This window comes from Sinorhizobium fredii USDA 257, from assembly GCF_000265205.3.
Taxonomy (GTDB): domain Bacteria; phylum Pseudomonadota; class Alphaproteobacteria; order Rhizobiales; family Rhizobiaceae; genus Sinorhizobium; species Sinorhizobium fredii_B.
In genome coordinates this window covers 1-11,314 of record NT_187165.1, presented here as the reverse complement: position 1 = coordinate 11,314, position 11,314 = coordinate 1, and the positions used below count along the sequence as shown (strand labels likewise).

At 59.0% G+C, this 11,314-nt stretch carries 8 protein-coding genes and 5 pseudogenes; 10 read left to right on the top strand and 3 right to left on the bottom strand.

From position 1 onward, the window contains the following. Positions 1–189 precede the first annotated feature (189 nt). A pseudogene (locus tag USDA257_RS32600) lies at positions 190–825 on the bottom strand (IS110 family transposase); the annotation flags it as partial. A 111-nt stretch (positions 826–936) separates the two neighbouring features. Between USDA257_RS32600 and USDA257_RS35220 the strand changes: the two are divergent. The 7 genes and pseudogenes from USDA257_RS35220 to USDA257_RS35210 all read left to right on the top strand — a co-directional run. Next, positions 937–1,593 (top strand): annotated as a pseudogene (locus tag USDA257_RS35220) (IS630 family transposase); the annotation flags it as partial. A gap of 81 nt (positions 1,594–1,674) precedes the next feature. Beyond that, positions 1,675–2,124, top strand: a complete 450-nt coding sequence (gene tnpA, locus USDA257_RS35215) for an IS66-like element accessory protein TnpA (protein ID WP_014858061.1) — start codon at positions 1,675–1,677, stop codon at positions 2,122–2,124. After that, positions 2,105–2,458: an IS66 family insertion sequence element accessory protein TnpB gene (gene tnpB, locus USDA257_RS32580; RefSeq protein ID WP_015633495.1), complete on the top strand. Its 354-nt coding sequence runs from the start codon at positions 2,105–2,107 to the stop codon at positions 2,456–2,458. The genes tnpA and tnpB overlap by 20 nt, the downstream gene beginning before the upstream one ends. Positions 2,459–2,510: 52 nt before the next feature. Next, positions 2,511–3,350, top strand: a pseudogene (locus USDA257_RS32575) (transposase); the annotation flags it as partial. A 118-nt stretch (positions 3,351–3,468) separates the two neighbouring features. Then, positions 3,469–4,566 carry an IS1595 family transposase gene (locus USDA257_RS32570; RefSeq protein ID WP_014328441.1) on the top strand — a complete coding sequence of 366 codons (1,098 nt, stop codon included), beginning with the start codon at positions 3,469–3,471 and terminating at the stop codon, positions 4,564–4,566. Positions 4,567–4,599: 33 nt separating this feature from the next. After that, a pseudogene (gene tnpC, locus USDA257_RS32565) lies at positions 4,600–5,374 on the top strand (IS66 family transposase); the annotation flags it as partial. 54 nt (positions 5,375–5,428) lie between these two features. Further along, positions 5,429–5,698: pseudogene (locus tag USDA257_RS35210) on the top strand (transposase); the annotation flags it as partial. A 236-nt stretch (positions 5,699–5,934) separates the two neighbouring features. Here USDA257_RS35210 and USDA257_RS32555 read toward each other — a convergent pair. Next, positions 5,935–7,146, bottom strand: a complete 1,212-nt coding sequence (locus USDA257_RS32555; RefSeq protein WP_014858057.1) for a Gfo/Idh/MocA family protein — start codon at positions 7,144–7,146, stop codon at positions 5,935–5,937. Between the two features lie 1,247 nt (positions 7,147–8,393). Here USDA257_RS32555 and USDA257_RS38480 point away from each other — a divergent pair. Continuing rightward, positions 8,394–8,525: a hypothetical protein gene (locus tag USDA257_RS38480; RefSeq protein WP_269845049.1), complete on the top strand. Its 132-nt coding sequence runs from the start codon at positions 8,394–8,396 to the stop codon at positions 8,523–8,525. A 204-nt stretch (positions 8,526–8,729) separates the two neighbouring features. Here the strand turns inward: USDA257_RS38480 and USDA257_RS32540 are convergent, their stop codons facing one another. Further along, positions 8,730–9,473, bottom strand: coding sequence for a sulfite exporter TauE/SafE family protein (locus USDA257_RS32540; protein WP_014858053.1), 744 nt, complete (start codon positions 9,471–9,473; stop codon positions 8,730–8,732). A gap of 787 nt (positions 9,474–10,260) precedes the next feature. On the opposite strand from USDA257_RS32540, the gene USDA257_RS37315 reads away from it, so the two are divergent. Beyond that, positions 10,261–10,407 (top strand): hypothetical protein, encoded by a 147-nt coding sequence (locus tag USDA257_RS37315; protein WP_014858052.1) that lies wholly within the window; start codon positions 10,261–10,263, stop codon positions 10,405–10,407. Positions 10,408–10,480: 73 nt separating this feature from the next. Then, a partial coding sequence (locus tag USDA257_RS32535) for an IS630 family transposase (protein WP_080589668.1) occupies positions 10,481–11,314 on the top strand: 834 nt, incomplete at its 3' end.

Sequence of the window (11,314 nt, the reverse complement as noted above, 5' to 3'; positions counted from 1 at the left end):
AGAGCGGGATGATTTAGGCGGAATCGGCATTGGGATTCCCTTACGTGGGGATTTTGTGGTCAAGTGAATGTTCCGCCTTTGCCGTTCGGTATCCAAGTCTGAGCCCGATCACGTATCCCGGCCCGATCACCGAGCCGGATCAACCTCACATCCGGTCGCCGCTCCGATCTGGGCCTTCATGCAGGTAGCACGGCCATCGCCGGTGCGAAGTTCGTCCAGGCGATCACGCCGATCACGGCGCAACGGCTCGTAGTCCCGGATGCCCTGGCTGACGAGGAGGCCTTTGATGCGGTTGACATGGACAACCCGTTCGGCGACCAGCGCCTTGCGCTCCCGGCCAATCCGGCGACGATCCTCGTCCTCCGGCGTCGGCACCCTGACCATCGAACAAACACGCGGTTCTCCCCGCTTCCAGGCCATCAGGGCGCGGACCAGTACCTCGCCATCGAGCCGATCGGTCTTGGCGCGTCGGTGGCGGCGGGCCACCGCAACCGAGGCGGCATCGACAATGTGACTTTCGATCCAGTCTTCCCGGTTCAGCACCCGGTCGATCCAGAATCCGTCCAGCCCCGCTTCCTGGATCACCACCAAGGGATAAAACCTGCCTATGCGCGCCTGCGCCTTCTGGCGCAGATCGGCGCGACAGGCGAGTAGTCCGGGGCTATCGCCGCCGGCGACGGTGTGGCGCGACATCTTCTCGCTGCCAGGTGAAAGCGACGTGACCAGCCAGGTCGATCTACTCAGTTCCAACGAGACGAAGATCGCGCCAATATCCATGCGGATAGCGGCAGGTGCCTCGGGTCTATCGGCAGTCGAAAGATGCATGATTGGCCTCCAGAGATTTTAGCGAATCCACTCTGTCATGGTGCAGGTTGCTATCCACTCCCCATAGGATCCTTTGTGAGCAAATCAGATTCACCATTCAGGCCGGCCAGGATGGCGAAACCTTTTTCGGATGACCTTAGGGACCGTGTTGTGGTGCAGTTACGCGCGATGCGCTGTCCTGCCGGGCGGCGGCAAAGCGCTTCGGGATCGGCATCAGCACGGCGATCGATTGGGTACGGCGCTGGCGTGAGACGGGCAGCGCCGCCCCCGGCCAGATGGGCGGGCACAAGCCGCGGGCGATCGCCGGTGAGCATCGGGTCTGGCTGATCGAGCGCTGCCGTGCGCAGGCGTTCACCTGGCGCGGGCTGGTCGCGGAATTGGCGGAGCGGGGCCTGCAGGTCGACTACCGCTCCGTCTGGATCTTCGTGCATGAGGAAGGGCTGAGTTATAAAAAAAGACGTTGGTCGCCAGCGAGCGCGACCGCCCCGATGTCGCCGCCCGACGCAGCCGCTGGCTGAAGCATCGCCATCGCATCGATCCGGCCCGCCTCGTCTTCATCGACGAGACCTGGACGAAGACGAACATGGCACCGCTGCGAGGCTGGGCGCCGCGCAGTGGAACCCCATGACGTTCATTGCCACCCTGCGTGTCGATCGCGTCAGCGCGCCATGGGTCATCGACGGGCCGATCAACGCACCTTGTCTATGTCGAAAAATGCTGGCGCCGGAGCTGAAGCCCGGCGACATCCTCGTGATGGACAATCTCGGCTGTAAGCGCGAATTTCCCCGCACCTTCTGTGATTGAGTGAGCTTTGGCATGAGGTGTCCACCTAAAAGAGGTGGACACCAAATGATGGAAGAAGGTCAAAAACTTGTCGTGCGGCTCGTTGGTCGGAATGGACGACGCCGGTTCGATCGGGCATCGAAAGACCGTCTTATTGCGGCCTGCCTTGAACCTGGCGCATCAGTATCGAAACTTGCGCTCGAACACGGGGTCAACGCGAACCTCGTTTGGAAATGGATAAGGAAACACACCCAGGCCCCTCCATTCCCGCCGTCTTCGACATCGGCGTTTCTTCCGGTTCAGATCACCGCGGCGAGCAGCGAGTTCGCGTTGGAGATGCCTGCCACGGATGGTGAAGAGCTGCCGCCGAAGGCAGAGAGGATCGGCCCGCTGTCCTCTCCAGCGAAGGTGAGCGCGTCACTGCCGAACGGCGTGAAGCTAACGCTGGAATGCGGTGACGTGGATGCATTGACGGCAATCATCGGAGCGTTGGGTCATGTTCAGACTGAGCGCTGATATCAAGGTCTACCTGCATCGCGAACCGATCGACTTTCGGGCTGGCATCAACCGCCTTGCGGTTCTGGTCCAGGAGACGATGGCGCTCGATCCGTTTGCTCCAGCGGTTTTTGCCTTCTGCAATCGCCGTCGTGACCGGATGAAGCTCTTGTTCTTCGACCGATCGGGCTTTGTGCTGATCCTGAAGCGGTTGACAGAGGACAAGTTCCGATGGCCCCGCCGTGAGGTGCCGGTGGTCACGCTTTCAACCGAGCAGCTGCATTGGATACTCGACGGCATCGATATCGATGCGATGGTCCGCCACCCGGTGCGGCAATACCAGGTCGCGGGCTGAGGCGGCGAACTCTGCGGTTGACGCGGGGTGGCGGTTCAGATTCAAAACTACGATGACTCGAACCGGCGAACCTGATGTTGCAGAGCTGATGGCGCAGTTGGCGGCAAATGCTGCCGAAATCGCCGCGCTTAAAACCGAGAAGGAAGCGCTCTCGCAGCGGGTCGTCAAGTTGGAAGAAGAGCTGGCGCTTGCGCGGCTCCATCGCTTTGCGCCGCGCAGCGAAAAGCACGTTGATCGCATCTTCAACGAAGCCGAAGAGGGTGCGGACGAGGATGGAGCGGACAGCCACGAGAGCGAGCTCATCGACATTCCGGACACAGGTCTGCCACCTGTCGAAAGCATCACGGGTCAGAAGCGTGGCCGCAGACCACTTCCGCAGAACCTGCCGCGCGAGCGCGTCGAGTATGACCTTGCCGACGATCAGAAGGCTTGTCCTTGCTGCCGTCACCAGATGCATCGCATGGGTGAGGCCGTTACCGAGCAGCTTCATATCGAGGTCAAGGCAAAGGTCTTGCAGAATGTGCGGTTCAAGTATGCTTGCCGCCTTTGCGACCGCACCGGGATCAACACGCCTGTCGTGATCGCACCGATGCCAACGCAGCCCCTGCCGGGCAGCATTGCCACGGCCTCGACGCTGGCCTTCGCACTCGTTCACAAATACGTCGACGGCACACCGCTCTACCGAGTGGCGCAGACCTTCGAACGGGCCGGTGTTCCTGTCAGCCGTGGTGCTCTCGGTCACTGGGTGATCGGTTCGAGCGAGAAGCATCTGCATCGCATCTATCACGCGCTGAAACTGAGGCTCAGGTTGCAACCCCTCATCCATGGCGACGAGACGACCGTTCAGGTCCTGAAAGAAAAGGACAAAGAGGCCACCAGCACATCGTATATGGGGTCAGAACAAGAACTGTTCCTAGTCACACGCGGCCTTTATCAACCAAAGACAGCAATAGGCTTGCTATCCAAGGGTTACCATGCGATTCTTCGGGCATGATCCGAGGGAGATGAGAATGTCGGAAACGATGCTTGCAGCGCTTACCAACATTCGGACCGCGGAAGATATGATCGTGGCCTTTCGCGATGAGGAGCAGTGTCGGAGGTTGCTGGAAAGCATGGTGTGGCCGGCTGGGAGAGTTTGCCCTGCCTGTGGTTACAAACGTTCGATCGCGATAGCCGGGCGCGATACCGGCAAGCGGCGTGCGCGTCCGGGTCTCTATCAATGCTCCAGCGGCGATTGCCGGTTCCAGTTCACGGTGACGACCCACACGCCTCTGCATTCCACAAAGCTTCCTTTGCGTGTCTGGCTGAAGGGCATGTGGCTGATGCTGCAGTCGGATAAAGGTTTGTCCTCGGTGCGCTTGGCCGAGGCTCTGGGGGTGAGCCAACCCACGGCCTGGCGGATGGGACACGCGCTGCGTCTCATGGCGGCGCGCGAGCACATGCTCGATGGCACGGTGGAGATCGACCATTTTCATCTTGGTGGGCGACCGAGAATAAATCCGGACGATCCGCCGCCTGGACGAGGCCGAAAAGGTCTGCCGAATACCCAGAAGACACCGGTCATGGTGATGGTGCAGCGACCAGATGACGTCACACCCGGCACTCCGGCCGGTGACGCGCGGGCTGCGGTGGTGACTGGTCTTTCGCTACGTGCAGCGGCGCGCGCCGTCGAAACGCAGATCGAACCCCATGCCTGCTTGATGAGCGATGAGGCGACAGCGTTCATAGCCCTTGGCGAGAACTATGCCAGGCATGACACCGTGAAGCATTCCAGCCGCGAATACGTTCGCGACGCCGTCCATGTCAATTCGGTCGAAGGTTTCAATTCCCGCGTCCGCCGCACAATTGCCGGCGTCTTTCATCATATCAGCCCGCAGCATGCCGACTTGTATTTCCACGAGATCGGCTTCCGCTGGTCACAGCGCATTGTTACGGGCCAGGCAGTGCGGAAAAGCCGAAATGGCAGGGAACGCATGAAAACCCTGTGGTCACGGGTGCCGCCGGCGCTGCAATTGCTGCAAGTCTTTCGCGCTGCTACCGGCCGTCAAATGCGCAGAAGTCCGGATGGTGGGATCATCGTCAAATCAGCAGTCGCTGTCTTTGGTTGATAAAGGCCGCGTGTCTGGGGGAACAGTTCTTGTTCTGACCCCTATATGTGGGCCTATCGGAGCGGCGACGACAGTGACGAGCCGATCGTGCTTCTCGATTATCAGCCGGGCCGCGGCCAGGTTCACCCCCAGACCTTCCTCGGCGATTACCGCGGCACCTTGATGAGCGATGGCTACACCGCCTGGCGCACGCTGAATGGCGCGATCCATATCGGATGCATGGCCCATTCGAGGCGGCGCTTCGTCGATGCCCTCAAGGCCAGAAAGAAAGGTGGCGGTCCACCCGAGCAGGCTCTCCGGTTCTTCGAACAACTCTATCGGATTGAAAGGCAAGCGCGAGACAAGAAGCAAGAAGCCTGATACCGGCGAGACGAAGGCCGACAGCGTTCGCCGATTCCGACAGCAACACAGCATACCCGTCCTCACCGCTCTCAAGGTATGGCTCGATGAAATCGCGCCGAAGGTCTTGCCGGACACCAAGCTGGGCGATGCCGTGTCCTACACTCTGAACCAGTGGGATTATCTGACGCGCTACACGGACGATGGCAGGATGCCGATCGACAACAACCTCCTGGAGCGCGACATCAGAGTTTTTGCGACCGGCAGAAAGAGTTGGCTGTTTAGCGATACCACCGATGGAGCCAAGGCCAGCGCCGTCATCTACAGCCTCATGCTGACCTGCCGCGCCTGCGGCGTCGAACCGTTAACGTGGTTGCGCCACGCCCTAACCGAACTGCCCCAACGCGCTGTCGACGCCGATATCGACGACCTGCTACCCTTCAACTTCGCACAGACTGCCACCGCCTGACCAGATGCCGTTCCCAACGCCAAGACGATCCGTCGAAATGGCCGGCGTCAATGTGCGGGGAAAATCGCGCTTACTCTCGGCTCGCCCAAGGCCGGGGCGATCCGCACCGCCATCCGCAAGGCCGGCGCGCGGCTGTTCTTCCTGCCGCAATACTCCCCCGATCTCAATCCGATCGAAAAGCTCTTCGCCAAGATCAAGCACCGGCTACGCGAGGCGCAGGCCAGAAGCCGCAACGCCATCCATGACGCGCTCGCAACCATCCTCCAAACCGTTTCACCTAAAGAATGCCAGAACTATTCAAAGAGCGGATATGAACGGATCTAAAATCATCCCACTCTAAACACAGCCGAGGTTGCCAATCACCGGCGCAGGAGCAGGATCCGCTCGCCCGATCCCGTTTCCCCGGCGAAACAGCGAAGAGGTCTATGGAGACATAGTGCCCTTATCTGGCGCGCCTTCCGGACAATCGGAGCCGAAAACATCGTGGATCGGGCGAAAGCCTCGCAGCGCTCAAAGACGCTTCAGCCAAACAGCGGGCGCCCGAACTTTGGCCGCTCAGCTCAGCAAAAGTTGGGAATGGATTCACCGCTTATCGAAACCCAAGATCCGCCAGATTCGTGGCTGTCGGCACAAGCATCGATGAACAACATACCTTTGAGCCCGTCCTCAGCCCCGGAAAGCTCAACGCTATCTTTCGGGAGAGCATACCCTGCGCGGCGTGCGGCTACCGCCACGCCAGCCTCGGCATAGAGATTTGCCCATGCATCCACTAAAGCTTCGCCATGTCCCCGCGGTAGATGTATCAGGCGTTCTGCTTCGGGTACTATTCCACTACCGTGGCCTCGCACAAAAATCTGCTCCTGCTCCCCTAAAGGCACATAGCGCAGCACTTCAGGTTTTTCCTGATCCCACTCAAGCCCGCCTCTGTCGCCCCACACGCGAATTCGAAGACCGCAATATTGGCCAGGAGCAGCTTGCGTTACCCAAAGGATCCCAGGTGCACCATTCTCGAGACGGAAAGTGACGTAGGCGGTGTCTTCCATCGCCTTCACAGCGCCACAGGTGTGAAACTCAGCCCTGAGCCTGGCAATGTCCTGTCCGGTCATTGTGTGCAGGAGATGATAAGCGTGCGTGCCGATATCTCCGGTGGCCGACGCGCGGCCCACCTTCTCGGGATCTTGCCGCCACATTGCCCCCTTCGCGTCGGACGGGAAGGGCGCTGTCGCCCACTCCTGAACATACTCCACATGGGCCTGCCGGACCGTGCCGACGGCCCCATTTCGGATCATGTGCTTAGCTTGGCGAACCATCGCGTGATGTGCATACGGGTAAGTCATGATGACCAGGCGATCCGTCGCTCTTTGTAACTCCACGAGTTCTCGGGCGTCGGAAACTGTTGTGGTCATGGGCTTGTCTAGTATTACATCAATGCCGGCCTTCAGAAATGCCGTCGCGATCCGATGGTGTGTCCAGTTTGGCGTCACGATCGAGACTGCCTCTATACCATCGTCCCTTGCGGCTTCTGCTGTTGCCATAGCGTTCCAGTCGCTGTACGACCGGTCCGGCGCTATCATCCACTCTGCAGCCGAAGCGTGCGCGTTTTCCGGGTCCGAAGAAAGAGCTCCCGCAACAATTTCCCAGTGGTTCGACAGCCGGGCCCCAGCGAAATGCCATCGTCCAACAAGCCCCCCCTTTCCGCCGCCGATGAATCCTAAGCGCAGGCGTCGTCCGAGCAGCGGACTCCGCAGATCACATTTTCCAGTGAAGACCATTGAGCACTCCTTGTCTATTTTTCTACAACGTTATCGGCGGCTAGCCATTGCAAGGGACTGATCCTCGCACAGCACCCACTGTTAAATGCCCTCGCGGCCGTTGCTTTCCTATTTGCCGCCCCCTTGCTGTTCGGATCCTCGTTGCCCGGGGAAGGCTGACGCACCCCGAACTGCACTCTTGCGGGTTAGTCCTGCATCCTCCTCACAAGTCATCAACTCGGGCATTTGCGGGTTAGCCTGCATGTATCATGCCAACGAGAAATCGTTTCCAAACAAGAAGCTGCCTCTCGACACGCCTATGTCGTGTATTCGACATCGTCGCGAATCGGATACGCCGGTTCCAATAAGCAGCGTCGACTGAAGCGATCTTCGGCAAAACCTGTCGAGATTGCAGCCGAATTCGCCGCATCGGTTTGCGGGATCGATGATAGCTGGAGTGATCCGGACTCCGGCGGCGCGAACAGCTCAATCGACACGGTTTGACACCAATGCACTCAGGACTTCCGCGGCAGTGACGAGGGACCGCCTGACATCCTCCTCAGAGAGGTGGCCAACGCGCTCTGAGGATATTCGAAGACAAACCACAACGCCCTGCATATATGAACTTGCGACACCAGTCTGTTCGCGCACATCGCGGATGGTGTCAATCGAGCGGTCTAGGAGGCCGCTTACTTCATAGGGGTTGAGTTTGTCGACCTCGTTTGCCGCGCTGAGCAAATCTGCAATGAGATCCGCCGTTAAGCTCATATTTGAAGGCAATGTAGAAACTCCGAAATAGTCACATGCCGAGCCCTGCCGGGCAGAAAGCGCGACTGCTCCCCGCAGCCTTCTAGATGGGCGCCGCATAAACGGGGGCCCTGGTTGCCCCAACTGCCGGCAAAACTCATTCACGCAATGATTAGGTCAAGTGTAACGTACAGGACGGCTACATCTGCCCAAACCTGTCCACCACCTTATGGACAATCGGATTCTTGTACATGCCGAACCGATGATGCTTTCCACGGGTAATCCTTTCTTTGAGCCGCAAAGCGGTTTCAACGCCAGCACTCTGGAACTGTTCTAATATCGATGCAAATCAAGCGTGGTCGTTTTTGCAGCATTGCTAAGGCCAGTAAAATAAATATTTTGCATCACGATTATCCGCACTTTGGATATGGCGCCGACAGCCTGCCGTATGGCAGAGAGCTGTCCGATGACCCGTGACGCCGAGCCTTATCTTATGAGCGGCGACCGCTCTCGAATTTGCGATGTTCTTTAGAGATCGCGCCATTCAGATTCGTGCCGACCAGCTTGACGACGGCGGCAAGGTGGTTTTCGGGACGCTTGTCATATCGGGCATCGTACACGACAGAGTGGCTGTCGGCGTCATGATGTGCTGAATTCTCGACCTCCGGCGGAAGCGCGCCACAAGCGTTGCAGCCACGTTCCAGGTACCGTGCTGGTGAGGAGTTCGGTCATCGGAGATTACATTCAGCGACAATTGGCCCTCTCGGTCTTAGCCGCGGATGAGAATGGTGCGCCTTCGCGCGTGCTCCTGCGTGATGCTGGGCAAAGGTTTTCCGTGCAAGCAAATGGGCACTCCATCACCAAAGCAGCTTGAGGCCTGATACCATCAGAAGCACGGAAAGAATGACGCGAAGCGAGGAAGCGGAAAGATATCGGCTCCCGATTAAAGCGCCTATCGATCCACCTGCCGCTACCGCAATCAACCACCACGAGAGAAAGTTTGGAAGTGCATTCCAGGAAGCGCACGCTCCAATCAAGGCAGCGGTTGAGTTCATTAAATTATAAACGGCCGTGGTTGCAGCAGTCTGATGTGCTGTTCCCCAATTCTTGGAAAGGATCACTGGTGCGAGGAATACGCCGCCTCCGCTCCCGGTCGTGCCCGAGACGAAACCGATAACAGCTCCCGTGATCAATGCAGCGTGAAGTGGCGGCGTTTTCGGAATGGTTATGACCAAGGCGCTCTTGCGAAGCGCGGATCGCGCCATTTGAATGGCGGAAACTACCAGGATCAGCCCGAGAACCGGGTGATAGATTCTCTCGGGAAGGTGCACTGAGCCACCGAGAGCCGAAGCCGGAAAGCCCAGAATTGCGAAAGGATACACGTTACGCCAGGACACCTGCCCCACCTTCAGGAATTGGGCCGTGCCGATCGCTGAGACCATCAGGTTCAAAGCAAGAGCTGTCGGCTTAATGGCCAACGGCGAATAGCCAGAAAGCGCCATGGCGGCAATGTAGCCTGATGCGCCAGCTTGTCCGACTGCTGCATACGCCAGTGCAATGAAGAAAAAAGCTATTGCGAGCCCGACTGCTTCCGTGTCCATTGCTGTTTTAGCCTCTATGAGAATCCGAGCATGCCAGCGCGTGAAGGTGCGGCAATTTTGTAGTCGCGGAAAGCGGGGATCCGACGATTAGTTCAAGTTACAGAATGGCCAAGGCTGCTTTCACAATGCTATCAATTGCAATAAATGGACCATGTCGGAATTCTTCCCCACCGTCGCTTGCTATTGCGTGTTACCGCTTGGCCGGCAACCATCCATCCCCTCTCAACGCTCGGATGCGTCTCCTCTTGTGGGCTGCCGACGCCGCATTCATCTGCTCACCGTCTCAGCGTTCTGCTGTCTGGTCCACAACTTGACCACGGAAGGACCTCAACCCGACTGTCTGCTCCTCAGTGGCAGAAATGCAACGGCGGGGTGCAACCCGGCGGGCGCCGGGACTAACGGCTCCGCCTAGCCTCCTTCTCCGCGAAACAGCAAGGCCACTGGCGTTTGTTGGATATTCAACTGAGCTACTTCTGAACAGACCATTCTCCACCTTCGCCAAGGCATGTCCCCGGCAGCAAGCTCACGCAGGTACCTCAACCTCTGCGGGAATATGCCGTCGGCCTTTGGCAATTGAAATGTAAATCGATTGCGTACAACTCTGTCCCGTTTGTCGAATCCGCGACAGAGATTATTTTTTATGTCCCTTGATGTTTCGGTCTCGACTAATGAATTGAAAAGTACCGGCTAATCTGACCGGCAATGTTCTCGACCCAACTGGTATGGATTTTGAGATCCTCGTCGAACGGCAGCGGGGCCTGCTGAGTGGCTTGAGCAGGAGACCATAATGGCTGACGGCGAAAAGACAGGCGCGGCAACGCGTTTAATCAAAAGTGTCGCGCCGCTGACCTCCACTCTTGCAAAAGTACTGCGAGGCGCACCTACCATGGTGACGATCGACTATACCGGATTTCTCCGCAGCCGTCGGCGCTGAAGCTAGTGGTATCCGCCTAACATAAGAGTCCGTATGGGATTCCCTTTGGCGAGTGCGTATGCGAGTGTGGCGCATGCGCACAGGAATAGCCTTCACCGTTTCGCCGACCGATCGCCAACGCCTGAGAGCCCTCATCAGTGATCGCAATGCGCCGCAGAAGCACGTCTGGCGCGCCGAGATCATCCTGCTGAGTGCCGATGGCGTCGGCACCGTCGAGATCATGCGACAGACCGGCAAGTCGAAGACCTGCGTGTGGCGCTGGCAGGAGCGCTTCGCCACGGAAGGCTTCGAGGGTCTCTTGCGCGACAAGACGCGCCCCTCGCGCATTGCGCCGCTCGGGCCGGAGATCGGCGAGCAGGTGGTGGCGCTTTCGCTTGCCGACCCGCCGGGCGAGACGACGCACTGGACTGCCGACATGATGGCGGCCGAGGTGGGCGTCAGCGCCAGCGCGGTGCGCCGCATCTGGAAGGCGCACGGTCTCCAGCCCCACCGCTGGCGGGCCTTCAAGCTCTCCAACGACCCGCAGTTCGTCGCCAAGCTCAAAGACGTTGTCGGCCTCTACGTCGACCCGCCGGCCCATGCCATCGTGCTGTCGGTCGACGAGAAGAGCCAGATCCAGGCGCTCGACCGCACCCAGCCCGGCCTGCCCCTGAAGAAGGGCCGGCTCGGCACCATGACCCACGACTACAAGCGGCATGGCACGACCACGTTGTTTGCCGCCCTCAACGTGCTCGACGGCACCGTCATCGGCAGGAACATGCAGCGTCACAGGCATCAGGAGTTCATCCGTTTTCTCAACGCCATCAACGCCCAAGTGCCGGCCGACAAGGCGATCCACGTCATCCTCGACAACTATGCCGCCCACAAGCATCCCAAGGTGCGCGCCTGGCTCGACCGCCATCAGCGC